Genomic DNA, 24,319 nt, shown 5'->3' with positions numbered 1-24,319 from the left:
ACTGACCTGAGCTGACTCCATGACTCTCACAGCCGCCGCCGGAAGGCGCCATCCTCGATCACGCCGATCGGCCCTGCTCAAAGGCTTTCTGCCTTATCTGGTCTGTATCGGTGCCTTCCTTCTCCTTTGGCAACTGCTCTCCGGCTTGCTTGGAGTCGCGCGATTGCCAGGACCAATCAATGTGCTGATCGACACCTGGGATCCCTACATCAGTCAGCCATTTTTCGATGACGGCGGCACCAGCAAAGGGCTGGGCTGGCAAATCCTGATTTCGTTGCAGCGTGTCGGAATTGGCTACGTTCTTTCAGCTGTTGTAGGCATAGCAATTGGTGGGTTGCTCGGCCTGAACCGTTTCATCGGTAAAGGCTTTGATCCTGTCATTCAGGTGTTGCGGACAGTTCCCCCGCTCGCCTGGTTCCCCATCGCTCTGATGCTGTTCCAGGACGCGAATACGTCAGCTGTTTTCGTGATCTTCATCACCGCCATCTGGCCAATCATTATCAATACGGCTGTGGGAATCCGCCAAATTCCCCAGGATTATACGAATGTTGCCAGAGTATTGAAGCTTAGTAAAAGTGCCTACATCCGTGAAATCGTGATCCCGTCCACGGTCCCGTATGTTTTTACTGGTCTAAGGATTGCAATCGGTCTGGCTTGGCTGGCCATCGTGGCCGCAGAAATGCTCAAAGCCGATGGCGGGATCGGCTACTTCATCTGGGACGCTTATAATGCTGGCGGCGACTCCAGTTCAAGCCAGATTATCCTGGCGATTGTTTATGTCGGCCTTGTGGGCCTCGCCCTCGACCGCATGGTCGCCTTTGTCGGCTGGAAGATGAGTGGTGGAGGGCATTGATCATGCCATCTCTGTTCACAGTTGACAACGTCACACAGAGCTTTCCCATGCAGGATGGCAGTACCTATGTGGCGCTCAAGGACATTTTCCTGAACGTGGCTGAGGGAGAGTTTCTCTCCCTGGTGGGTCACTCCGGTTGCGGCAAGTCCACGCTGCTCAACCTGCTCGCTGGCCTCACCAGAGCCAGCGAAGGCGGGATTCTGATGGCTGGGCGTGAGGTCACCGAGCCCGGGCCCGACCGGATGGTGGTGTTCCAGAACTACTCTCTGCTGCCCTGGAAAACGGTCCGTCAGAACATCGCTCTGGCGGTCGATAATGTGATGCGGGGCTCCAGCAAAGAGGAGCGCGAATCCATCATCGACTACAACATCAAGTTGGTGGGTCTCAATGCCGCTGCCGACAAGTTTCCTAGTGAGATCTCCGGGGGAATGAAGCAGCGGGTGGCGATTGCCCGGGCCCTGGCCCTGCGCCCCAAGCTGCTGTTGCTCGATGAACCTTTCGGGGCTCTCGATGCCCTCACCCGGGGCAATCTCCAGGAGCAACTGATGCGCATCTGCGAGGAGGCCAAGGTCACTACGGTGATGGTCACCCACGATGTGGATGAAGCCTTGCTGCTCTCCGATCGGGTGGTGCTGATGACCAATGGCCCCGAGGCCTACATCGGTCAGATCCTCGACGTGCCGATGGCACGCCCGCGCACCCACCTCACTGTGGTGGAGGATCCGGGCTATTACAGCCTGCGCGGTGAGGTGGTCCAGTTCCTCACCCAGCAGAAGCAGGCCCGCAAGCAGCGGCTGAATCCCTCGGCCGCCATCGCCGCCAACGATCTGGAGAAGGTCAACCTCAGCCTCGGCTTCATCCCCCTCACCGACTGTGCCCCTTTGGTGGTGGCCAGCGAGAAGGGATTCTTCGCCAAGCACGGCCTGGATCAGGTCAGTCTGCGGCGTGAGAGCAACTGGAAAACCCTGGAGACCGACCTGCGCGAGGGGGTAACCGACGGAGCTCAGATGGTGGCCGGCATGCCCTTGGCCATCACCCTCGGCGCCCAGGGCAAGCCGCCGCTGGCCTTGGTCACGGCGCTCACTCTCTCGCGCAACGGCAACGCCATCACCCTGCATCGCCGCTTCCACGACGCCGGTGTGCACAGCCTCGCCGATTTCAAGGCCTGGATCGCGGCCCACCCCGAGCGCAAGCCGGTCCTGGCCATGGTGCATCTGGCGTCGATGCACAACCTGATCCTGCGGGCCTGGCTGGCTTCGGCCGGAATTGATCCCGAGCGCGACGTCAGCCTGATCGTGATCCCCCCGCCCCAGATGGTGGCCACCCTCAAGGCGGGCACCATCGATGGCTTCTGCGTCGGGGAGCCCTGGAACACCCGGGCTGTTCAGCTGCAGCTGGGCACGGTGATCGCCACCGACAGTGAGCTCTGGCCCGGCCACTGCGAAAAGGTGCTGGGGGTTCGCGAAGACTGGGCCGCAGCCCATCCCCGCACCCATCAGGCTCTGATCAAGGCACTGCTGGAAGCCTGCCGCTACTGCCAGGACCCCGCCAATCGCGCCGAGGTGGCTGAACTGCTCGCCCGCCGCGAGTACGTGGGCACCGAGCTGGCCACGATCCGGCCAGGGCTGGTGGATCCCTACGACCGTGGCACCGCCGAGCCGGCGCTGATCCCGGACTTCAACCAGTTCCACGGTGCCCAGGTCAATGCCCCCAATGGCGGCGATGGTCTCTGGATCCTCACCCAGCTGGCCCGCTGGGGCATCACCGCGTTCCCCGAGAACTGGAGCGAGGTGCTGAGCCGCGTTCAACGCCCCGATCTCTTCGCCCAGGCCAGCGCCGAACTGGCGCCCGAGCCCAGCGCCAATGGCCACCGGCTTCTGCCTGTGCCGTTGTTCGAGAACCAGCCCCTCGACCCCAGTGATCCGATGGCCTATCTCAGGCATCTGCAGGCCTCCAGGGCCATCCGCTACGAAACGATTGCGCTGCCCGAGCGACCCACCACCCTCGAGCCCGCTGCACCGCTGCGCTGAGACTCCCCTCCTTCCAACCGATGCAGACCCTCCCCTCCACCACCTCAGCCGCAGCCACCAACCAGGAATCGGAGCCGTTCCTGGTGATCGATGGCGTCTCGAAGGTGTATCCCACACCCAAAGGCCCCTACACCGTTCTCGATGATGTGCACCTGGAGGTGCGCGAAGGCGAGTTCGTCTGCGTAATCGGCCACTCCGGGTGCGGTAAGTCCACCTTGCTCGATATGGTCTCCGGCTTTCGCGAGCCCACCAGCGGCCAGGTGCGGCTGGAGTCGCAGCCGATCGTGGAGCCCGGCCCCGATCGCATGGTGGTGTTTCAGAACTACTGCCTGCTGCCCTGGCTCTCGGCCTACGACAACATCGCCCTGGCAGTGAATAACGTCTTTCCCGAGCTCAAGCGCAACGGCCAGGCCAAGGCCCTGGTCGACAAGCACCTCGCCATGGTGGGTCTCACCGAAGCCGCCGCCAAGAAGCCAGGGAGCCTCTCCGGTGGCATGAAGCAGCGGGTGTCGATCGCCCGGGCCCTGGCCCTGCAACCCAAGGTGCTGGTGCTCGATGAACCGTTCGGCGCCCTTGATCCGATCACCAGGGAGGAGCTTCAGGAAGAGCTGATCAAGATCTGGGCCGAGCACAAGGTCACCGTCTTGATGATCACCCATGACATCGATGAGGCCCTGTTCCTGGCGGATCGGGTGGTGATGATGACCAATGGACCGGCGGCGAAGATCGGCGAAATCCTTGACCTTCCCTTTCCACAGCCCCGCGATCGCGCCCGGCTGATGGAGCTTCCCGAATACTTCGACTACCGCAACCGCGCCCTTGATTTTCTCTACCGCCGTTTCGCCCACGACGACACGTGAGGACAGCCCTTCCGGTTCATCAGTCCTTCTGCCAGCTGTCGATGGCCGTTGGTCAGACCCTGCTGCTTGATGGTGGTCACGCTGCCGCCACCTCGCCGATGCGGGTCCTCTCCGGCATCCTGCGGGTGTTTCTGCTGGCCTCCGCGGGCCAGGAGATCACGATCGGCTTTCTCCAGCCCGGTGATGTCTGCGATGCCCTCGCCCTTCGCCGCGACTGGGTGGGCCTTGAAGCCCTCACCCAGGTGCAGATCGAGCGGGTGGAGCGAACCGAGGCTCTGCACGATCTCACAGACCTCAGCACCTGGACCTTGGAGTTGCTGATGATCCGCCACCACCCGGACACGGAAAAGCGCCTGAGGGCGCTGCTCACCCTGCTGGTGGAGCGGCTGGGGCGGCGCAGTGGCCTCTGGTACGAACTGCCGATCCGGATCACCCACGAGCGCCTGGCCGAGTTGATCGGCAACACCCGCGTCACCGTCACTAAAATGTTTTCGCGGTTGCGTCAGTCGGGATTGGTGGACGACCATCCCGCCGGCAGTGGCCCCCCCGTCCTGCGCCTCTCGCCCGAGCTGGTGGAGGCCATGCTGCCGATCGGCTGAGCCTCAGTCGGCTCTCTCAGCTCGCTCCACCTGTACGGCTGCCGCCTTGAGTTCGGGTTGCTTCGAGATCGGGCAGCCCAGGGCATGCATCAGCCGGTTGGCCTCGCAGGCCTGCTCCTGGGCGGCCCCCCAGTGCATCGGCAGGAACACCGTGCCTGGGCGAATCCGATCGCTGATCTGCACCTTCACGGTCAGACCGCCGCGGCGGGAGCTCACCCTGGCCAGACCGCCATCGTCGAGGTTGCAGCGCTCGGCGTCGGCCGGGTGGATCTCCAGCAGGGGTTCCGGGTGGCTGCGGCACACCCGCTCCACATGGGCGGTGCGGGTCATGGTGTGCCAGTGGCCGAGGTATCGACCCACCGTCAGCACCAGAGGGAAGCTGTCATCCGGCGGCTCCCCCAGCCCCAGGGGTTGCTGGGCCACCAGGCGGGCCTTGCCGTTGGCGGTGGGATAGACGCCCTGGGTGTGCAGTCGCGCCTGGCCGCCCCCCGGAGCGGTGCCTGCCGGGAACGGCCATTGCTGGGGCCCGTGCTCGGCCAGCAGGCCGTGGCTGAGTCCGCTGTGGTCGCAAACCCGCCCGGCGGTGATCGCAGCGAACTCGGCGTAGACCTCAGCTGAGGAGCCGTAGGCGAACTGCTGGCCAAAGCCCAGCCGGCGGCCCAGCTCCGCGAAGATGGACCAGTCGGGACGGGCTTCGCCCGGGGGCTTCCGGAACGCCTGGGACAGGGTGACCCGGCGCTCCGAGTTGGTCATCACGCCCTCCTTTTCGCTCCACTGGGCGGCCGGCAGCACGAGGTGGGCCACCGCTTCGGTTTCGGTGCCCGCGTAGGCCTCGCTCAGCACCACCAGGGGGCAGCGGGCCACTGCCTGGCGCACCCGATCCAGCCAGGGCAGGCTCACCAGCGGGTTGGTGGCCGCCACCCACCACAGGTCCAGCTCGCCGCGTTCCATCGCCTCGATCTGCTCCCACACCGAGAGGCCATCCCGCTCGGAGATCGCCCCGGCAGGAAAGCCCCAGTGCTGCTCGATCGCGGCGCGGTGACTGGCCTCATGGATCGAGCGGTAGCCAGGCAGCAGTGCGGCCAGACCGCCGGCTTCCCGTCCGCCCATGGCATTGGGCTGCCCGGTGAGCGAGAAGGGTCCGGCGCCGGGTCTGCCGATCTGGCCGCTGACCAGATGCAGATTGATGATCCCCGCCACGGTGGCGGTGCCCTCCACACTCTGGTTCACCCCCATCGACCAGAGGCTGAGCACCCCGGAGCTGGCGGCCCAGAGCGCCGCCAGGTGTCGCAGCGCCTTCTCCTCGATTCCGCACAGGGCGCAGACCTTCTCCGGTGTCCAGCCGGCCCAGAGGGCCGCCAGCTCCGCGAAGCCGTCGGCCGTGGCCGCCACCCGCTCAGGGTCAACGGCACCCCGTTCCAGCAGCAGATGGCCCACCCCGTGCAGCAGCGCCAGATCGGTGCCTGGGCGGATGGCCAGATGCAGGTCGGCCACATCGCTGGTGGCGGTGGCACGGGGATCAATAACGACAAGTTGCAGCGCCTCTTTCTGGCGGCGCTTGCGCTTGAGCAGCCGCTGGAACAGCACGGGATGGCACTCGGCCGTGTTGGTGCCGATCAGCACCACCGTCTCGGCCAGGTCGAGGTCGTCGTAGCAGCAGGGGGGGCCATCGGAGCCCAGGCTGAGCTTGTAGCCCGACACCGCGGAACTCATGCACAGCCGTGAATTGGCATCGAAATTGTTCGTGCCCAGGGCCCCTTTGATCAGTTTGTTGGCGACGTAGTAGTCCTCGGTGAGGAACTGGCCAGAGCCGTACATCGCGATGGCGCTGGATCCCCGCTCCGCCTGGATCGCCTGGATCCTCTCCACCAGAATCGTGAAGGCCCGCTCCCAGCTGATGGCCTCAAAGGGCTGGTCGCGCTGCTCTCGCCACAAGGGTGTGCTCAGGCGATTGCGGTCCAGGGTCTCGGCCACCGTGGCCCCCTTCACGCACACCTGGCCAAGGGAGGAGGGATGCTGCCGGTCCCCCCGCACCGACCAGATCGCAGCGCTGGCGGCTGGGCTGTCTGGTTGGTTGTTGCTGTTGGTGGTGGTGTTCGCCGCCGGTGGTTTGAGCTCCAGGCCACAGCCGACTCCGCAGTAGGGGCACTGAGCCTTGGCGGGAGCGGGCACTGGGCAGGTGGTGCAAGGGGAGCCGAACTCCATGCTCTCCCATCGCTTGTGCTGGCTGGGGTTAGACGCGGACGCGAGAGTAGGAGCCTATGGCGCCAATCAGCAAATCTCATCATTCACTGGTTGACCCATAAGAATCGTGCCGCCTAAGGTTCGCCCACAGATCCCCGATCGCTGAGCCCGATTCACCGTGAGTTCACCCACCCCAACAGTCACTCCCACCACCACCGCTGAGCCGATCAGCGTCGATCAGCAACCCGCCCACGCCGAACCGTTGCCGGCCTCGATCGGTTCAGGTACGCCATTACCCGGCGAGGTGCGCTGGTACCAGCAGTTCCGCCGTGTCCAGATCGTTCAGTCGCTGGAAGCGATTCAGGACCTGATCGCGGTGTCTCTCTGCGTGGGCCTGTTCTGCGTGATGGTGTTGCAGATGCGCATCCTCTTTTCAACGCTGCTGATGGCGCCGCAGTTCCATGCCATCACCGCCGACATCCTCTTCATCCTGATCCTGGTGGAATTGTTCCGCCTGCTGATCATTTATCTGCAGGAGCAGAGGGTGTCGATCGGTGTGTCGGTGGAGATCGCGATCGTGTCGGTGCTGCGGGAAGTGATTGTGAATGGTGTGCTCGAAACCGACTGGCACCAGATCCTGGCGGTCTGCATGTTCCTGATCACCATGGCCCTGCTGATGGTGGTGAGGGTCTGGCTGCCACCCACCTTCGCCGGTGTGGATCCGGAGAAGAAGGTCTCGGCGCGGATGATGAAGGAGGGTCCCTTCGCCAACCACTGAGCGCGGAAGTGGAGGTCGCCAGCGTGCTTCAGTTCCAGGATGAGCGGAGCAGCTGCAGGCCCGTTGCGCCTTGACCCCAGGCCGCAGCCGGCCCCCCTGCGGGCCTGCCTGCTCAGCGGTGGCGACAGCCGTCGCATGGGCACCGACAAGGCCCTGCTGCCCCACCCCCAAGGTGGGACCTGGTTGGAGCGGGCCCTGCAGCTGCTCGCTGGCCTCGGAGCACCCCTCACCCTGGTGAGCCGCCATCGCTCCCACGGCCGGCTGGCCCATGAGTTGAACCGGCAGCTCGGGCTGGAGATCGAGGTGCTGCTGGAGCCGCCGCCCCGGGAGGGTCCCCTGTTGGCACTCACCCGGCTGATGGCGCTCCACCCTGGCCAGCGCCTGCTGCTCGCACCGGTGGACATGCCCCGCCTGCAGCTGGAGAGCCTGAGGGCCCTGGTGGCCGCTGCCGAAGCCGGCTTCGATCCCGACACCATTCACCTGGCCCATGATGGCCACCGACTGCAGCCCCTGCTGGGCCTCTATCCGGCCACCCCCTCCAACCGGGCGGCGGCGGAGGCCTTCACCGGCCGGGGCGGCCGCAGCCTGCTGCGCTGGCTGGAGCAGACCCGTTGCGTCTGCGCCGTGAACCTTGATCCCGCGCAGCTGCTCAATGCCAACACCCCGGCCGATTGCGCGCCCGCGTCAGGCGACGGTTTCAGCAGGTCTGCGCCAGGCTGAAGCCCCGGCAGCCGGCCGCCCCGGCCGGGCAGAAGTGGCAGCTCCGACCCCACCCCTTGATCAACTGGGCCGCCCGGGTGGAGTGCTGCGTCTTTCCCTCACCGCCCGATGCAACCTCGCCTGCCCCTACTGCTGCCCTGACAGCCACGACCCTCCGGAGCTGCTGACCCAGGACGAACGGCTCCAGCTGGTGAGCGCGGCGTCGGCGCTGGGCTTCCGTCGCTTGCGGCTCACCGGCGGGGAACCCCTGCTGCACCGGGGTCTGGAGGAGCTGGTGGCTGCCCTGCAGCCCCTGCGCTCAACCCCGGCCAGCCCTGGCGAGCCGGGGTTGAGCGAGATCGCCCTCACCACCAATGGGGTGCTGCTCAGCGCCGAGCGGGCCCAGGCCCTGCGGGCGGCTGGCCTGGATCGGATCACCGTGAGCCTTGACGGCACCGATGGCGAGAGCGTGGCGCTCATGGCAGGCCTCGCCGGCGGGGTGGCGGCGGGCGAGGCCGTGCTCGACAAGGTGCTGGCCGCCCTCGACCATGCCCACGGCGCCGGGTTCGATCCCGCCGGCGGCGCCCTCAAGCTCAACGCCGTGATCGCCAGGGGCCGCAACGAGGATCAGCTGCTGCCCCTGGCGCAGCTGGCCCGCCAGCGGGAGATCGAGCTGCGTCTGATCGAGTTCATGGACGTGGGCAACCGCAACGGCTGGCAGCCGGATCTGGTGCTTCCCGCCGCTGAGATGGTGCGCCGGATCGGTGCCCACTGGCCCCTGGTGCCGCTGGGTCGCCAGGCCCACGGCACGGCCAGCCGCTGGCGCTACCGCGATGGGGCCGGCCATCTGGCCGTCGTGGCCTCGATCTCCGCCCCCTTCTGCGGCGACTGCGATCGCCTGCGCGTCACCGCCGACGGGGTGGCCTACACCTGCCTGTTCGCCTCCAGCGGCCTGGATCTCAAACCCTGGTTGCGCGGGCCTGCCGCCGCGGGCGAGAGCCTGAACGGGGCCCTGCGCAGCCTCTGGAGCGGGCGCCACGACCGTTACAGCGAGGAGCGCGCCGAAGGGCAATCTTCAGGGACTGTCACAACTCAACGCCCCCATGCGGAGATGGCTTATCTGGGCGGGTGATGATCGAAGCAACGCCCATGCGTTCCGCTCAGCTGTCAATCGCCTTGCCTTTCATGCGCCACACGTTTCAGGTTGCGCTCGCCCTCTCGGTGCTCGGCTTGCCCCTAGCCGCCGTCGCCCTGCCGTTCAAGCCCGATCCCACCTCCTTTGCCATCTATCTCGGCAAAAAGGCAATGGAAGACGGATCCCGGGTGAGCTTCACCAACCTGGTCGGATGTGCGGCCAGCGGTAAAGGGATGAAGGAATCCTTCAGCTGCCAGACGGCTGACGCTTTGCTCACCACCTCTGCGGGAGTGCAGCGATCGTGCAAGGCGGTGGTGCGTGACGGCCGCCCCGGCGTCATCTGGACGGCCAAGTCGAATGGCGTGGGTTTGTGGCAGGGGAACCTGGCCTGTCCACCTCTCCCCGTTCCGACCTCGGCAGCAGGCGAAGGTGAGCCGCTGACCCCCCGCTGAACGCCGCCACGTTCAGCTGCCGGCAGTAGCCCCGGAAGCACGTCAGGGCCGAGCGGTGGCGCTCGGCAGATTCGGCCATGCAGGCCTCGACCAGGCCGGCCATCACCAGTTCATCGGCGAGGGGGCCAGGGGCTTGATCACCAGGCCCTCCCGGCGGGCGGGCGCCAGCGCCAGGTGCCGTTCTGGACATCGACCATGAGCAGGGCCGCGTGAGCCAACGGAACCAGCGGCGCCGGTCCCCACGATGGCCGGTGCCGCCGAATCGGGCAATGATTTCGGGGTGAGTGCCTGCCTTGCAGTGACGGATCTTCCCAGGGCCATCGCCAGCCACGACGCCGATGATTCCGTCCATGCGCACGCCGCCACGCTGATGGCCGAGCTTCTGGAGCGCGGCCTGCGCCGGTTGGCGGTCACCTTCGTGAACCACGCCGGCTCCGTGCTCGTGAAGGGAGTGCCGCTGGAGCGGCTGCCGCAGGTGGCTCGCCACGGGGTGGGCTTCTCACCGGTGGCGGATGCCTTCGGGGCCACGGGGCTGATCGATCCCCAGCAATCTCTGGCGCGGCCCGATGGCGACCTGCGCCTGAGGCCCGATCTCACGGCCCTGGGTCCGCTCGACCCTGCGTCCGGCTGGGCCTGGGCCCCCGGCGTCCGCCACGAGCGCAACGGTGACGTCTATTCCCTCGATCAGCGAGGCTTCTGTGCCCGGCAGCAGACGGCCCTGCTCGCTGCAGGCTTGAGCGCCCAGGTCGGTTTCGAGATCGAGTGGATGGTGGGCCTGCCGGAGCCGGATGGGGAATGGATCCCGGCGGTGGTGGGGGGTCCCTACAGCGCCGATCGTCTGGTCCAGGGTCTGGATTACCTCACGGCTGTGGCCGAGGCCCTTGATGCCGCCGAGCTGCCCTGGCTGCAGTTGCACCCGGAATACGGAGCCGGCCAGTTCGAGCTGTCGCTGGCCGCGGCCGAGCCCCTCCGGGCGGCCGATCGCCTGGTGGCGGCACGCCTGGTGATCCAGCAGGTGAGCCGACGCTTCGGCTGGATCTGCAGCTTCGCTCCGCTGGTGACCGCCGAGTTGGTGGGTAATGGCGGCCACCTGCACCTGAGCGTGGCGGAGCACGGTGTGGCGCTGCTGGGTGGTGGGGCTGGCCCGGCCGGGCTGACTCCGAAGGGGGAGGCGCTGCTGGCGGGTCTGTTGGAGCATCTGCCGGCCCTGATGCCCCTGGCCTGCGCCCTGGCGGTGTCGTACCGCCGGCTGGCGCCGGGCCGATGGGCGGCACCATTCCGGGTGTGGGGGGTGGAGAACCGGGAGGCGGCGTTGCGGCTGGTTCCCGCCGCTGGCGGCGAGTCGGCCCATCTGGAGCTGAAGGTGGCCGACCTGAGCGCCAACCCCTACCTGCTGGTCGGTGCGGTCCTGGCGGCGGTGCAGGAGGGTCTGCGATGTCCCCGGTGCCTGCCACCACCGTTAACGGGGGACCCCGCCACAGCGTCCCCGGCCGAGGCCCCAAGGCTTCCCCAGACCCTCACCGAGGCGGTGCTGGCCTTCGCAGCGAGCCCGTTGCTGCGGGAGGCCATGGGAGAGGGTCTGCAGCGGACTGTGGCGGAAGCACGTCAGGCTGAGGTGCGTCGCAGTGACGCACTTACGGATGCGGACTTGATCGCCTCCACCCGCGCCTGGCCCTTCGCCACCGGACCCGCATGAGCCCCCCGAGCGCAATCCATCTGGCCAGCAGCGCGGTCGTCGACTGGCACTCACCCGGTGTGAGTGCCCTGGCGCGACGACTGGGCAGCGCTGGCACCCAACTCCAGGTGGTTAAGCGTTGCTTCCTCTGGGTGCGTGACCGTGTGCGCCACAGCTTTGACGATGGGGGCCCAGGCCAAACCTTCACCACCACCACCGCCGGATCCGTGACCTGCGCCGCTTCCGAGGTGCTGGAGCAGCGCAGCGGCATCTGTTTTGCCAAGAGCCATTTGCTCGCGGCCCTGCTCAGAGCGAACGGGATTCCGGCAGGATTCGGGTACCAGCGCCTCTCGATTGACGACAGCGGCCCACCCTTTGCCCTGCATGGGTTCAACTGGGTGGCGCTCCCTGGTTTCGGCTGGCATCCGCTCGATGCCCGCGGCGATTGTGAGGGGGTGGCGACCCGCTTCGAGCCCCCCGCCATCGTGCTTGCCTACACACCTCACCTCCCCGGCGAGCACACCAATCCACAGGTGTTCACCGAGCCCCTGCCCGAAGTGGTGGCGGCCCTGCGGAGTGCCCCCGACCTGGCCGCCCTGCGCGCGAGCCTTCCGGATTGGCGACCATGAGCCAGGTCCCATCGTCTCCCATCCGCTGGCGTCTGGCCTGGGGCGTGGTGGTGCTGCAGATGGCCCTGCTGCTGGGTTGGATGATCTATCGGGCTTATCAGCCTGAGCTGCTCAGCAGCCACGGATTCAGCCAGCTGCTGCTGCCCTTCGCCCTGCTGCCGGGACTGCTTGGGCTGGTGATCGAACCGCTGGCGGGCTGGCTTTCCGACCGGCGCGACCCCAGCGCGCGGGGACGGTTGCTGCCGGTGAGTGTGGCTGTGCTGGTGGCTGGCCTGATCTTTCTTGGGGTGGTGGGCCTGCTGCAGCAAGGAATCCCCGCCGGCAGCCTGCTGCTGCCGCTGCTGATGGTGGCCTGGATGGTGGCAGTTCAGAGCTCGGCCAGCCCGGCCCTGGCGGTGTTGCGCGAGGCTGCCCCCCTGCACCAACTGCCCCGGGTCGCGGCGCTGTTCACCTGCGCTCAGGGGCTGCTGGGAGCTCTGGAATCACCATTCACCGCAGCGGCTCTGCGGCTGGGGCCGGCCCTCACCTTCGCCCTGGGTGCCGCCGTGCTGGCCCTGGGGCTTGCCGTCCTGCGGCGCTTGCCGCCGTTTCCGCCCTCAGGCGGCAAACCGCCCACCACAGAACGCGTTCCGCCCAGCCAGGCCCTGCATCTGCTGTCCCTGGCCCTGGCGGTGGGGGTGGTCACAGGCAGCCTGTTAACACTGTTGCCCCGGGTGTCGATGGCTGGGGCCCCGGCATCGGCCGAGCGAAACGTAGCGGCGGTGGTGCTGATCGTCTCGGCCCTGGTGGCCCCCTGGGGAGGAGAGCTGGCGAGTCGCTGGGGGAAGCGGCGCTGCCTGAAGCTCGGTCTGACGGCCTTGGCGGCCCTGCTCACCCTCGCCCTGCTGGGGCCGGCGGTCCTGCTCCCGGTCTTGCTGCCGCCGTTGGGTCTGGCCCACAGCCTGGTGGTCACCAGCCTCACCGCAACGGCCCTGGCCACCCTGCCCGCCTCCCGTACCGGCCTGGGTGCGGGCCTGGTGCTGGGGGGGGTGGGTGTCGCCGGCACGCTGCTGAGCCTCGTCTTCAATGGCGGGGGACCCGTGGCCGCAGGTCCGTTGCTGGCCGTGGTGGCTGTCGCCACGGCCCTGGCACTGGTCGTTGGGCAACGGTTGCCGTCGCAGGCCGGACACCGTGGCGGCCAGGATTGACCTGAACGGCGACGGTGGCCATCGATCAGGCTTGCCCGCCGAGCAGACTTGCCAGCGTTGGGAGCCTGCTCGGGTCCCGCGGCGATCGCAGGGTGCCTGATGTCCAGATCCGAACCAGCACCGGCCCAGCCGGGGGCGCTGCTGCAGATCCTCGGGGTCAGCTTCGGGATCGCCGGGGCAGTGGGCGGCACGATCGGTGCCGGCATTTTGCGCACCCCGGGGCTGGTGGCCGAGCAGCTCGGCAGTGCGCCCCTGATCGTGGCCGCCTGGGTGGCGGGGGCGCTCTATGCCCTGCTGGGGGCCTTGGCCGTGGCCGAACTAAGCACGGCCATGCCCCGGGCCGGCGGCTGGACCATCTACGCCCGCCGGGCCCTGGGGGATCAGGCCGGCTTCTCCGTGGGCTGGATCGACTGGGTGGGCCACTGCGCCGGCCTGGCCTGGGTGGCGGTCACCATCGGCGACTACACGATCGGTCTGCTGCCGGCCCTGCCCGTGGGCAGCAAGGTGGTGGCCCTGCTGGTGCTGCTGGCCTTCGCGCTGATTCAGCAGCTGGGCCTTGAGGCCGGCAGCCTCAGCCAGAAGATCCTCAGCCTGGGCAAGGCCATCGCCTTCCTCGGCCTGATCACGGCCTGCTTCCTGCACCCTCCGGTGAGGGAGCTGGCGGGCGTGTCCGAACCGCTGCTGGAGGCCGCGGGCCCCGCTGATCCACTGGCGGCTGGTGGGATCAGCCTCGGCATCGGCGCGGTGTTCGCCATGCAGGCCGTGATCACCACCTACGACGGCTGGCACAGCCCGATTTATTTCGCCGAGGAATTCGCCGAGCCCAGCAAGGATCTGCCCCGCTCCCTGGTGGGCGGCGTGCTCAGCGTGGCTGGGCTGTATCTACTGGTGAACCTGGCCCTGCTGCGGCTGCTGCCGGTCTCGCGCATCGCCGGATCGGTGCTGCCCCTGGCCGATGCCGCCGAAGTGATTTTCGGGTCGTGGAGCTCCCAGCTGATCGTGGTGCTGGCGCTGATCTCCTCCTTCGGCCTGGTGAATGCCGTGGTGATGGGTGCGCCGCGCATCCTCTACGGCCTCAGCCGCGATGGCCTCTTCCTGCCCCAGTTCGCGGCCGTGAGTGCCGGCGGCACCCCCGTGCTGGCGCTGGTGCTGACCGCCTCCACGGCCGGACTGCTGGTGGCGTTCGGTGATTTCACGATCCTGCTGGGGATCGCCTCCTTCCTCTACGTGCTGCTGTATCTGAGCGGCATCACCTCGCTGCTGCTGCTGCGCTGGCGGGAGCCTGGCCTGGAGCGGCCCTTCCGCGATCCGGGCTATCCGATCAGCGCGCTGATCGTATTGCTGGGCTCCCTGGTCTTCCTGATCGCCGCCATCGGCAACGACACCGCCAACAGCGCCGCTGCCCTCGGCCTGATCCTGCTCAGCCTGCCCCTGCACCAGCTGACGCGGCGCCTGGCACTGTCGCCAGAGGCCTGAGCCCGCCGCGCACCAGCACCGGCACCCGCTTGAAGGCCGGCGTGCCGCTGCGGGGATCCACCGGGGCGCGGATGATCGCATTCACCTCCGGGTAAAACATCAGGGCGGCGCCCTCGCGGATCTCGCCGGGGATGATCTCGATGCCCTCCAGGGTTCCGGCCTCGCCCTGCACCGTCACCCGCTGGTGGGCGGCCAGGCCGGTGCGGGCCAGGTCGGCGCGGTTCATCAGGATCGTCTGGCGGTGGGGCATGGCCCTGTAGGCATCGCCCGCCTTGTAGACCACGGTGTTGTGCTGGCCGTAGCTGCGGGCCGTGATCAGGGCCAGCACCAGGCCGCTCTCCCCCGGCGCCAGGCCACCGAAGTGGGCCGGCTCGGGCAGCTCCAGCGCCGGCAGGGGTGTGGGCTCCATCCGTGCTTTCCCTGAAGGCGTGGGGAAGCTGGGCTGCTCGAACACCCGCCCCTCCACGCTGAATTCTTGCCTGGTGGCATCGATACCGGCAATCGGGCCATAGCCGGGTACGGTGCGGCCGATCAACTGGCGGACATAGACAGGGTCCTGCAGGCGGCCCCAGTCGATCGGATCGTGGCCCATCAGCCGCCGGGCCAGCTCGGCGAGGAAACCCACCTCACTGATCAGGTCGGCGCGCTTGAGGTGGGTGGTGCCGGGTTCGTTCAGGCGCACGAAGTTGTTGCCCGATTCGGTGGTGGTGCGGTGCGGGGTTTCGAAGCGGTTGAACACCGGCAGCACCAGGGTCTGGCGGGCGCCGAGGCCATGGAAGTGCCCCTGGTTGGGCTTGGTGGCCAGGTACATCACGGTGTCGATGCGGCCGAGGGCACGGCGGGCCTGCTGCGAATCCGGGTTAGCGCCCCAGAGGTTGCCTCCCAGGCAGAGCAGGGTGTCCACCTCTCCTGCTTCCGCCGCTTCGATCAGGGCGCGGGTGTCATAGCCGGGCACGCTGCTGAGCGGGCGGCCCAGCAGCGCTTCGAGGGCCTGCTGCATCTCGGCGCGCAGCTTCACCGTCACCCCCATGGAGCCGAAGCCCTGCACGTTGGAGTGGCCGCGGATCGGCATCGTGCCCGCCCCCGGCCGGCCCACATTGCCGCTGAGCAGGGCGGTGTTGGCGATGGCATGGACGTTGGCGGTGCCGTTGGCGTGGTGGGTGATCCCCATCGCCCAGGCGAAGACCACGCCGTTGGAGCGGGCGATCACGGCGGCGGCATGCTCCAGCTCCTCGCGGCTGAGGCCGCAGCAGGCGCTGATCGCCTCCCAGCTGGTGACGCGCAGCTGCTCCAGCACCGCGTCGGAGCCTTCGGCGTGGGCCGCCAGGAACGCGTGACGGATCTGGCCGGCCTCCAGCAACGCCTTCTGGATGCCCAGGAACACGGCGGTGTCGCTGCCCGGCACCGGTTGCAGGAACAGCGAGGCGATCTCCGAGCCCCGCAGCATCGACTTGATCGGGAAGGCGGGCGAGCCGAACTTCAGCAGGCCCACCTCCAGCACAGGGTTGATCACGATCACGCTGCCGCCGCGCTCGCGCAGGCGGATCAGCTCGTTCATCAGCCGCGGGTGGTTGGCCGGTGCGTTGGAGCCCACCAGCACCACGCAGTCGGCCTGCTGCAGACTCTCCAGGCTCACCATCGAGGTGCCTGAGCCGAACACCTCGTTCAGCCCCACGGTGGAGGGGGCGTGGCAGAGGTCGGAGCAGTCGGCCAGGTTGTTGGAGCCCCAGGCCCGCAGCAGCAGCTGCAAGAGGTAGGCGGCTTCGTTGGAGGAGCGGCCGGAGCTGTAGGAGGCCACCCGCTGCGGTGGGCGCCGGAAAGCCGCTTCGGCCAGCTTGAACACCTCGTCCCAGCCGAGGCGTTCGTAGTGGCTGCCGCCTTCGCGCAGGATCAAGGGATGGCTGAGGCGGCCGAGCCGATCGGCCTCCAGGGAGGTGAGGGCCTGCAGCTCGGCGACACTGCGGCCGGCGAAGACGGACTCGGGCACAGCCGCCTGCAGCTCCGCACCGATCGCCTCCACGCTCTTTAGGCAGCGCTGCAGCGGTTCACCCAGCTCGTCGACGAAGCCGCCGTTCTGGCCGCCCGTGCCCCAGGCGCAGGAAAGGCAGGCGCTCTTGTGCAGCAGCGTCTGCCAGAGCAGGGGGCCTTTGGGGGAGAGGGTGGCCTTGGCCCAGCCGGTGATCACCGGCCAGCCGCCGCCCACCTCAGGGGCGCTGCTGGATTCGGGCGGTTCTGCCTTCACAATGCTCGCTGCGGCGGCCACCCTTCAAGAATGGCGCGCCCTGCCACCAGAAAGGCCCTGCCGCAGGGTTTCGGCTTGTTGCCGCCGATACGATCAAGGCCAAGCTGCAGGATCCGGCATCACTTCAGCGGCGGCGCACCGAAGCCAGATTCTCTACGGCTGCGCCGGCACGTTCCTGGGCCAGTCGGGGCTGTTCATCGATCTGCCCTCCCTGCCGCTGTTGGCGCGCGACTTTCAGGTGAGCGCCGCTGGCAGTCAGGAGTCGATCACCGCCTATGCGCTGGGCTACGGCCTCTCGCAGTTGGTCTGGGGACCTCTTTCCGATCGCTGGGGACGACGGCCCACGGCCCTCACGGGTCTTGCTCTGTTCAGCCTGGCCAGCCTGCTGCTGGTGGTGGTCACGGGCTTTGCTCCATTCCTGATCATGCGCCTGATCCAGGGCATCGGCGCCGGCTGTGGCACCTCGGTGTCACGGGCCTGCCTGCGCGATGTCTTCAGCGACCGGCTGCTGACCCGGGCCATGTCGTTCGTGGCCATGAGCTATGCGATTGCCCTCGGCCTGGCGCCCTTCCTGGGCGGATTGATCGCCCGAGTGGCCCCGTGGCGCGTCGATTTCCTGCTGCTGGCGCTCCTGGGGGCAGCCACGGCAGTGGTGCTCTCCCGTGGGCTCAAGCAAGTCCGCCGACTGCCCCCGACAGAGCGGAGAGCAGGTTTGGGCCTGGGCGGGATCGCCTTGGGTTATGGCCGCCTGGCCCGTGATTCCCGCTTCCTGGTGCCCACCTTGATTGCCACCTTCGGCACCGGGCTGATGGTGGTCTATGGGGCGGTCAGTCCGTTTGATTTCGAGCAGGGATTTGGCTTCAGCCCGTCTCAGTTCGGTGCCATCTCCCTCAGCCTGAGCGTGCCCTATCTGCTGGGCGCCGCCATCGTGAGCCGCTGGGTGGTGGGCCTGGGCCAGGAGCGCTTGCTGCGCGGCGGGCTCGGCGCCGTGCTGGCCGGTGCGGGGTTGATGCTGGTGCTGGGGTTGGCGGGCCGCTTCGATGCCGCCTCCCTGCTGCTGCCGATGCTCGTGGTCACCCTGGGGGCCGGCCTCTTGGTGCCGATCGGCCTGGCCATGCCGATGCAGGCCTTCCCCGCCCAGGCTGGACAGGCCACGGCACTCACGGGCTTCCTGCAGCAGGAGGGGACAGGCCTGCTGGTGGCCATGGCGGTGGCTATACCGGTCAGCTCCCAGGTGCCCCTGGCCCTGGCCCTGCTGGCCCTTGGCGGGATCCTGGTGCTGCTGGTGCGCGCCTACGGCCGCCTCGCTCCCAGCCGGTGAACGGTCCACGCCTTTCTCCTTCCCCTGCCACCGGCCTGCGCGCGGCCCTGGCCTGGTCGCTGACGCTGCTGCTGGCCGGCTGTGCCATTGGCCTGGTGGAGCTTCCGTACCAGTGGCTCTCGGAGCTGGGGTTCCGCCTGCAGGCGCTCTGGACTCCGGGCGGGCCGGCGGAGCGGCCCTGGCTGCTGCTGCCCCTGGTGCTGGGCACGGCCCTGTTCCTGGTGCTCGCCTGGGGGCCCCTGGCACCGGGGCGTGGTGGTGGCATCACCGGGGTGCTGGTGCTGCAGAACGCCAGCGGCGAAGCAGAGCGAACCAGGGCTGGCGCCAGCCTCGAGCTGAGGCGCCAGCTGGCACGCCTGCCGCTGGTGGCCCTCACCCATCTGGCCGGCCTGAGCGTGGGCACCGAATCCCCGTCCGCGGCCCTGGGCGCCTCTGTGCTGCTGGCGCTGCGCCACCGCTTCCTCCTGCTGCGGCAGCTGCCTGTGGCCCTGGTGGCCGCCATCGGGGGCGGCGCCGGCCTTGGGGCGGCCTTTCGCTCTCCCCTGCTGGGAGCCGCCTATGCCCTGGAGGAACTCAGCGCTGTCCATGGCTTGCCGCTGATGGTGCCGACCCTGATCCTTGGGGGGCTCGGCGGAGCGCTCAACTCGCGGCTGGGTCAGCCGGCCCGCCTGGCAGAGGGCATGGGCGCGGCGCTGGAGTTGCAGTTGCTACCGCTGGCGTTGCTGATCACCCTGGTCACGGCCCTGCTGGGGGTGCTGCTGGTGCGCCTGCTCATCCCCCTCTCCGGCTGGCTGGCCCAGCGGCTGCGCTCCCGCAGCCGCTGGCTCACCGCTGTGGGGATCAGCCTGAGCCTCGCCCTGCTGGCCGTGCTCAGCGGAGGCCTCAGTCTCAACGACGGCTCGCTCGCCCTGGGACCGGCCCTGGCGGGCGCACCCGCAACAGCGTGGTGGGCGGCTCTGCCGCGCCTGCTGGGACCCCTGCTCAGCATTGCGATCGGGGCCCCCGGAGGGCTGATGCATGACTCCATGACCCTCGGGGCTGTGCTGGTGACCCCCTGGCTCGGCGCCTTGCCGGAGCAGCAGCAGGCGGCCCTGGCGGGAGTGGCCGCGGCGGCCCTCTTCAGCGGGGCCTGCCGCACTCCTTTGTTCTGTGCTCTGTTTGTGTTCACCCTCCAGGGCAATGCCGCTCTGCTGCCGTGGCTGCTCACGGCTTCGGCCATCGCGGCGGCCATGGGCCGCTGGCTGGGCGGCCCCAGCTGGAACGAGGCGCAGGTGGAGGCGTTCCTGACTCGATAGCCTCGACGCCGGTGCCGGGGATCAGCTTCCCCTGGGACATGACACGATCCCCGCGGCTGGCTCTACTGAAAACCTGCTGTCTGCCTTCGATCTCCGACCTGCTGCAGCGAAGCGGTGAGTTCGAGGCCCGCCCCCGCAAGCGCTACGACGACTACCTTGATGTGCACTCCTCCGTGTGGCGGAACCGATTCGCTTCTGGGTCGTGTTTGGCTCCCGGATGGGCATCGCGGACATCCCGCCCACCCCTGCACCCCCTGTCGCGTCGTCTGCTGATGGGCCTGCTCACGGGACCGGTGGCCGGCAGCCTGGGATGGAGTGAGCCGCCCAGCTGGGCTGGGTGCAGAGGCTGGTGCTGTTGGCTCTGAAAATACGCAGCCTCCTGGCCTCGGTTCTCGAGGGCTGGAGGCCTCAACACACCACCGCTCCCGCCAGGGGCGCCCCACAACCCGAGGGGTGAGCGGCAGAAGTCCCCCGACCGCGACTGCGACCGCGACTGAGGCCCCTCTCTCCCTCTCTGTGCAGACGCCTTCGAGTTCGCTATTTCTGGAGGAAATTCGGGCGTTGCAATAAAGACTTGACGGAATGCCTAGTTATATGTATTATCAAACGATGAACAAGTTAAGGGAGGTCTGTTCTCGCGCCCAGCTGTCTCCAGGTTTTGTCTTTGTGGTTCCTCCTCCGAGTTTCTATCTCCGCATCAGCGTTCCGAGCGATTGGCATGGACGGCTATTCCCGCTCAGCCACTCCAAAGCAGTTGCCGAGAATTCTTGAATCACTTTTTCGGTAGGCGATCATGGTTGATGCGGCCAACCCCAGTGGGCTCTACATCCTGCTTATCAGTGTGCATGGATTAATTCGAGGCCAGAATCTCGAGCTCGGGCGTGATGCAGACACAGGGGGGCAGACAAAATATGTGGTTGAACTGGCCAAGGCACTGGCCAAGCAGGATGGCGTAGAGCGGGTAGATCTGGTCACTCGGTTGGTCATGGATGATCATGTCAGTCCTGACTACGCGGTTCCCGTTGAGAAGCTGGGCGAGAACCTTCATATTGTACGTATCAAGGCAGGTCCCAATGAGTACCTACCCAAGGAGCAGCTCTGGCCTCACATGGATAGCTTTGCTGACCACCTCTCCACATGGCTGGCTGAGCAGCCGAAGATGCCTGATGTCGTTCACACCCACTACGCCGATGCTGGATATGTGGGGGTGCGCCTCGCGAATCTCACCGGCCTGCCGTTGATCCATACGGGTCACTCCCTCGGCAGAGACAAATACCGCCGCTTGCTCGCCATCGGCATGGGCATCGAACAAATCGAGCAGCGTTATCATATGCAGGCACGGATCAGTGCCGAGGAAGACACGCTCAGCTGTGCCGAGTTGGTCATCACCAGCACGCGCAATGAAATCGTGAGCCAGTATGAGCTTTACGATTACTACACGCCTGAAAAGATGGCGGTCATCGCGCCGGGTACCGATCTCGAGCAGTTCTACCCGCCTACGCAGGGGCAGACGTCAACCGCCAAAGACTTCCAGGACACCCTCAGTCTGTTTCTGCGTGATTCAACAAAGCCGATGATTCTGGCCTTGTCGCGGCCGGATGAACGCAAGAACATCGTGTCCCTGCTGGAGGCCTATGGGCAGAGCAAGCGCCTGCAGGAGTTGGCCAATCTGGTGATCGTGGCGGGCAATCGTGATGACATTCGTGAGCTCAATGATGGGGCCCAGTTAGTGCTGACCGAATTGCTCTGCGTGATTGATCTCTATGAACTCTACGGGCGCGTGGCTCTCCCCAAGCATCACTCTGCCGATGAAGTGCCTGAGATTTACCGCCTGGCTGCCGCCACCAAAGGGGTGTTCGTCAATCCCGCCCTGACCGAGCCCTTCGGTCTCACCCTGCTGGAGGCCGCCGCCAGCGGATTGCCGCTGGTGGCCACCGAAAATGGTGGTCCTGTCGACATCATCGGCAATTGCCACAATGGCTTGCTGGTGGATCCCCTCAGCCGTGAGGCCATCGCTGAGGCCATCCTCTCCATCCTGGAGAAGCCCAGCCGCTGGGATGAGCTTTCCGCCAACGGACTGCGCAACATCGCACGCTTCTATTCCTGGGAAGCCCACGCCAAGGCCTATCTGTCCATGCTGCAGCCGGTGGTGTCGAAGCTGAAACCGCTGGCCCAACCCCCAGCCACCCATCAGTTCAGCAGTTACAGGAGCCGAGCCCTGTTCACGGCCATCGACAACACCTTGATGGGCGATGCCGAGGCCCTGGAGCAATTCGCCAAAGTGGTACGCACCCATCGCCGCCAGTTCCTGTTCGGGATCGCCACAGGCCGGCGCCTGGATTCTGTGCTGACCATCCTCAAGCGCAACAACATCCCCACTCCAGATGTGCTGATCACAAGCCTTGGAACGGAAATCTATTACACCTCCGAGCTGTTCGCAGATATTGCCTGGAGCCATCACATCGATCACTCTTGGACCCCCCAGGTGCTGCGCCGGGTGTTGGAGTCTCTACCTGGGCTGTCCCCCCAGCCCAAGAATGAACAGAGCCGCTTCAAGCTGTCGTACTACTACGACGCCGAACTTGCACCGACCCTCGAAGACATTCAGGCCTTACTTAGACAGCAGGAACTGTCGGTGAATGCCACCCTCTCATTCGGCCAATATCTCGATATCGTGCCGGCCCGGGCTTCCAAGGGTCAGGCTTTGCGCTATGTTGCCAACCAATACAATATTCCGCTAAATCGCACGCTTGTGACCGGCGGCTCCGGAGGGGACGCTGACATGCTCAGTGGCAACACCCTGGGTGTGGTGGTTTCCAACCGACACCAGGAGGAACTCTCCATCCTCAGTGAGAACGAGCAGGTCTACTTCGCTAGTGGGGCTCACTGCTGGGGGATTCTCGAGGCAATCAGGCACTACGGCTTCTTCTGATCCCGAAGCGTTGTCTCCGGTCGATTCGCTCAAGTCATTTCTCTCCCTGACCCATGGATCGAATCCTTGTCTGCACGGACCTTGATCGCACCCTCCTTCCCAATGGCGAACCCCTGGAGTCGCCGTTGGCCCGCGATCGCTTTGCTGCCCTGGTGGCCCGGCCTGAGGTGACGCTGGCCTACGTCTCCGGTCGTCATCTGGCTCTGGTGGAGCAGGCGATCGAGCAGTTCGGCATCCCAACACCGGATTGGGTGATCAGCGATGTTGGCAGTCGCATGTACGGGCTGAAGCCCCCGGCGGAATGGATCTATTCCCAGACCTGGGAGGATGAAATCGCCAGGGACTGGCCTGGGCTGAGCAGCGCTCAGATTGCCAAGGCCTTCCCCACCATCGAGGACCTCACCCTGCAGGGGCAGGATCGCCAGAGCACCTACAAGCTCAGCTACTTTCTGCCCCTGGACGTTGATCTGGCCAGCCTGCGCCAGGTGATGGAGGCCCGGCTCAAAGAGCTGAAGGCCCAATCCAGCTGGATCTACAGTGTCGATGAGCAAGCTCAGGTGGGCCTTCTCGACATCCTGCCCGAGCGGGCCACCAAGTTGCATGCTGTGGAGTTCTTGATGCAGCAGAGGGGATTTGGGCCCGCCAGCACGGTGTTCGCTGGTGACAGCGGCAATGACCTTCCGATTCTGGTGAGCCCCATACCCTCTGTTCTGGTGGCCAATGCTCATCCGGATGTGCTCCGGGATGCCGACGAAGGCTCCAGCCAACGGGGAACCGACCAGTCGTTGTATGTGGCCAAGGGCGACTTCCTAGGCATGAATGGTAATTACAGCGCAGGCATACTTGAAGGTCTGGTGCACTTTCATCCTGAAACTGAGGGCTGGATTCTGTAGACCAGCATTCTGTAGACCAGCATCGCGTTCACTGGTTGGCATTGCTCGCTGATTTTACGAGACAGAAGCCAGGGGCTAAGTCCCTGTCGCAGTCCCAGTCCCAGATCCAGTCCCAGATCCAGGCCCAGATCCAGGACAAGATCCAGACCCCCCGCCCCGGCTCCAAGCCCTTGGAGCGCTCGAACCAGCCGATTCGATTCTCTTTTCGAGGCCCTCCTCTCCCACCATTGACGTCCTGATGTACGAGCAGGATCATCACTGGCTCCTTTCACAGAAGTGGGCGGGCGTGACCCTTTCCACCAATGGATTCGCCAATGGCCTGGTGGACTTGACTAGCAAGATCAGTTACATCCAGGAGTTGAGAGCGAACATAGTTCATATCATGCCGATCCAGAAGTGTCCGGTGGGCAAGAGTGATGGCGGCTATGCCATCAGTAACTTCCGCGAAATCGATAGCCGTGCTGGAAGTCTTGACGACATTCAGCACATCTCTGAGCAATTCAGGAAAAACGGTTTTTGTTGGTTCTGGATATCGTACTGAAGCACACTTCAGATGAGTATGAATGGGCCTTGAAGGCGAAGGATGGGGATCTCCGCCACCAGGGCTACGACCTCACCTTCGAGGACAGGACCGTGCCGGATGTGTTTGAGCAGGGTATGCTGATGGTTTTCCCGGAAGCCGATCCAGGCAATTTCACCTGGAATGAGGAGATGAAGCGCTGGGTAATGACGGCATTTCACGACTACCAGTGGAATCTGAATTACAGCAATCCCGAGGTCTTTATCGAGATCCTTTCGATTGTGCTGTTCTAGCCTAATCAAGGTGTGGATGTACTCAGGCTCGACACTGTCGCCTTCCTCTGGAAGAAGCTGGGATCAACCTGTCAGAATGAACGCAAAGCCCATCTGATTCTGCAGCTTCTCAAGGACTGTTGTCAGGCTGACTGCCCGACACAAGTCTGAGAACCCTTGCAACAGCATGCGTCTCAGTCAATGGGGTGGGCAGGGAGCCATGGGAGCTTGGGGCTGCGAAACCAATCCAATCCCCAGTGGATCCCCAGACCCGGCTCCATCGTGAG

The 24,319-nt window shown here is 66.1% G+C and carries 18 protein-coding genes and 1 pseudogene; 17 read left to right on the top strand and 2 right to left on the bottom strand.

The window, feature by feature from the left end; all coding sequences use genetic code 11:
- Positions 1 to 19 precede the first annotated feature (19 nt).
- Genes ntrB through KBY67_RS05155 form a run of 4 tightly spaced genes read left to right on the top strand, consistent with a single transcriptional unit; the run spans position 20 to position 4,342 of the window.
- The gene (ntrB, locus tag KBY67_RS05170; protein ID WP_255109437.1) at positions 20 to 853 is read left to right on the top strand and encodes a nitrate ABC transporter permease; all 834 of its coding nucleotides are present in this window, start codon (positions 20 to 22) and stop codon (positions 851 to 853) included.
- A 2-nt stretch (positions 854 to 855) separates the two neighbouring features.
- Positions 856 to 2,883, top strand: a complete 2,028-nt coding sequence (locus KBY67_RS05165) for a nitrate ABC transporter ATP-binding protein (RefSeq protein ID WP_255109435.1) — start codon at positions 856 to 858, stop codon at positions 2,881 to 2,883.
- A gap of 20 nt (positions 2,884 to 2,903) precedes the next feature.
- Entirely contained in the window at positions 2,904 to 3,743 is an 840-nt protein-coding gene (locus tag KBY67_RS05160) for a nitrate ABC transporter ATP-binding protein (RefSeq protein ID WP_255109433.1), read from the top strand.
- A gap of 41 nt (positions 3,744 to 3,784) precedes the next feature.
- Positions 3,785 to 4,342 carry a Crp/Fnr family transcriptional regulator gene (locus KBY67_RS05155; RefSeq protein WP_255109431.1) on the top strand — a complete coding sequence of 186 codons (558 nt, stop codon included), beginning with the start codon at positions 3,785 to 3,787 and terminating at the stop codon, positions 4,340 to 4,342.
- A 3-nt stretch (positions 4,343 to 4,345) separates the two neighbouring features.
- On the opposite strand, the gene KBY67_RS05150 is transcribed toward KBY67_RS05155, so the two are convergent.
- Positions 4,346 to 6,547 carry a molybdopterin oxidoreductase family protein gene (locus KBY67_RS05150; protein ID WP_255109429.1) on the bottom strand — a complete coding sequence of 734 codons (2,202 nt, stop codon included), beginning with the start codon at positions 6,545 to 6,547 and terminating at the stop codon, positions 4,346 to 4,348.
- A 241-nt stretch (positions 6,548 to 6,788) separates the two neighbouring features.
- Here KBY67_RS05150 and KBY67_RS05145 point away from each other — a divergent pair, with 241 nt between their 5' ends.
- The 8 genes from KBY67_RS05145 (at position 6,789) to KBY67_RS05110 (ending at position 14,557) form a co-directional block, all read left to right on the top strand.
- Positions 6,789 to 7,304, top strand: a complete 516-nt coding sequence (locus tag KBY67_RS05145) for a phosphate-starvation-inducible PsiE family protein (RefSeq protein WP_399213986.1) — start codon at positions 6,789 to 6,791, stop codon at positions 7,302 to 7,304.
- Positions 7,305 to 7,343: 39 nt separating this feature from the next.
- Positions 7,344 to 8,024, top strand: a complete 681-nt coding sequence (locus tag KBY67_RS05140) for a molybdenum cofactor guanylyltransferase (protein ID WP_255109427.1) — start codon at positions 7,344 to 7,346, stop codon at positions 8,022 to 8,024.
- Positions 8,025 to 8,109: 85 nt separating this feature from the next.
- Positions 8,110 to 9,135, top strand: coding sequence for a GTP 3',8-cyclase MoaA (locus KBY67_RS05135; RefSeq protein ID WP_255109587.1), 1,026 nt, complete (start codon positions 8,110 to 8,112; stop codon positions 9,133 to 9,135).
- Positions 9,135 to 9,590, top strand: coding sequence for a hypothetical protein (locus tag KBY67_RS05130; protein WP_255109425.1), 456 nt, complete (start codon positions 9,135 to 9,137; stop codon positions 9,588 to 9,590). The genes KBY67_RS05135 and KBY67_RS05130 overlap by 1 nt, the downstream gene beginning before the upstream one ends.
- 244 nt (positions 9,591 to 9,834) lie before the next feature.
- The gene (locus KBY67_RS05125) at positions 9,835 to 11,286 is read left to right on the top strand and encodes a glutamine synthetase (protein ID WP_255109423.1); all 1,452 of its coding nucleotides are present in this window, start codon (positions 9,835 to 9,837) and stop codon (positions 11,284 to 11,286) included.
- On the top strand, positions 11,283 to 11,894 hold the full coding sequence (locus tag KBY67_RS05120) for a transglutaminase family protein (protein ID WP_255109421.1): 612 nt from the start codon (positions 11,283 to 11,285) through the stop codon (positions 11,892 to 11,894). The genes KBY67_RS05125 and KBY67_RS05120 overlap by 4 nt, the downstream gene beginning before the upstream one ends.
- Positions 11,891 to 13,081, top strand: a complete 1,191-nt coding sequence (locus KBY67_RS05115) for an MFS transporter (RefSeq protein ID WP_255109419.1) — start codon at positions 11,891 to 11,893, stop codon at positions 13,079 to 13,081. Before KBY67_RS05120 ends, KBY67_RS05115 begins: the two co-directional genes overlap by 4 nt.
- 99 nt (positions 13,082 to 13,180) lie before the next feature.
- Positions 13,181 to 14,557, top strand: a complete 1,377-nt coding sequence (locus KBY67_RS05110) for an APC family permease (RefSeq protein ID WP_255109417.1) — start codon at positions 13,181 to 13,183, stop codon at positions 14,555 to 14,557.
- On the opposite strand, the gene KBY67_RS05105 is transcribed toward KBY67_RS05110, so the two are convergent.
- Positions 14,502 to 16,799 (bottom strand): FdhF/YdeP family oxidoreductase, encoded by a 2,298-nt coding sequence (locus tag KBY67_RS05105; protein WP_255109415.1) that lies wholly within the window; start codon positions 16,797 to 16,799, stop codon positions 14,502 to 14,504. The two genes, KBY67_RS05110 and KBY67_RS05105, sit on opposite strands and share 56 nt — an antisense overlap.
- Position 16,800: 1 nt before the next feature.
- On the opposite strand from KBY67_RS05105, the gene KBY67_RS05100 reads away from it, so the two are divergent.
- The 5 genes and pseudogenes from KBY67_RS05100 to KBY67_RS14885 all read left to right on the top strand — a co-directional run bounded on the left by KBY67_RS05100 (position 16,801) and on the right by KBY67_RS14885 (position 24,053).
- Positions 16,801 to 18,120, top strand: a complete 1,320-nt coding sequence (locus tag KBY67_RS05100) for an MFS transporter (RefSeq protein ID WP_255109585.1) — start codon at positions 16,801 to 16,803, stop codon at positions 18,118 to 18,120.
- Positions 18,117 to 19,415, top strand: coding sequence for a chloride channel protein (locus KBY67_RS05095; protein ID WP_255109413.1), 1,299 nt, complete (start codon positions 18,117 to 18,119; stop codon positions 19,413 to 19,415). The genes KBY67_RS05100 and KBY67_RS05095 overlap by 4 nt, the downstream gene beginning before the upstream one ends.
- Before the next feature lie 793 nt (positions 19,416 to 20,208).
- On the top strand, positions 20,209 to 22,347 hold the full coding sequence (locus tag KBY67_RS05090) for an HAD-IIB family hydrolase (protein ID WP_255109411.1): 2,139 nt from the start codon (positions 20,209 to 20,211) through the stop codon (positions 22,345 to 22,347).
- Positions 22,348 to 22,400: 53 nt separating this feature from the next.
- A complete protein-coding gene (locus tag KBY67_RS05085; protein WP_255109409.1) occupies positions 22,401 to 23,240 on the top strand; it encodes an HAD-IIB family hydrolase in 840 nt (279 codons plus the stop codon).
- A gap of 238 nt (positions 23,241 to 23,478) precedes the next feature.
- Positions 23,479 to 24,053, top strand: a pseudogene (locus tag KBY67_RS14885) (alpha-amylase family glycosyl hydrolase).
- Positions 24,054 to 24,319 lie beyond the last annotated feature (266 nt).

Origin of the sequence: Synechococcus sp. RedBA-s, assembly GCF_024345495.1 — a bacterium.
Classification (GTDB): Bacteria; Cyanobacteriota; Cyanobacteriia; order PCC-6307; family Cyanobiaceae; genus Regnicoccus_A.
This window is presented reverse-complemented; position numbering and strand designations above follow the sequence as displayed.